The sequence below is a fragment of the Oleiphilus sp. HI0086 genome, from assembly GCF_001635225.1.
Genome location: NZ_LWFZ01000169.1, coordinates 1 through 692 on the forward strand (window position 1 = coordinate 1; position 692 = coordinate 692).

The 692-nt window shown below is 46.7% G+C and carries 1 protein-coding gene; it reads left to right on the forward strand.

Translation table 11 applies throughout. The features are described from left to right. Positions 1-17: 17 nt before the first annotated feature. The coding region (locus A3756_RS02420) for an NAD(P)/FAD-dependent oxidoreductase (protein WP_156490206.1) at positions 18-692 on the forward strand (675 nt) is incomplete at its 3' end.

Below are 692 nucleotides of genomic sequence, written 5' to 3' on the forward strand. Positions count from 1 at the left end.
GCACGAGGAGACCTATTGTGGAACGTGAATCGATGGAGTTTGACGTACTCATTGTCGGCGGTGGCCCCGCTGGATTATCAGCAGCCTGTCGTCTAAGACAAATCGCNGAAGAGACTGGTAATGAAATCAGCGTATGCGTTGTAGAAAAAGGATCTGAGGTTGGCGCCCACATCCTGTCTGGCGCAGTTCTAGAACCAACAGCGTTAAATGAGCTGTTCCCTAATTGGAAAGAAATGGGCGCACCATTAAATACCGCTGTAACAGGTGATGAATTTTACTTCCTGACCAATCAGGAAAAGTCGGTAAAACTTCCAAACGCTTTTATCCCTAAACCTACACACAACGATGGCAACTATATTGTTAGCCTTGGCAACGTTTGCCGCTGGTTAGGCGAGCAAGCTGAAGGACTTGGCGTAGAAGTATACCCAGGCTTTGCTGCAGCAGAAGTTTTATACCATGAAGATGGTCGTGTAAAAGGTGTTGCTACTGGCGACATGGGCATCAGCGAAGACGGCCAACAAAAAGACTCTTACATGCCAGGCATGGAGTTACACGCTAAATACACAATGTTTGCTGAAGGTTGTCGTGGACATCTTGGCAAAGAAATCATCTCTAAGTTCAACCTAGATGAAGGAAAAGATCCTCAGCATTACGGTATCGGCATCAAGGAACTTTGGGATATCGACCCAGCT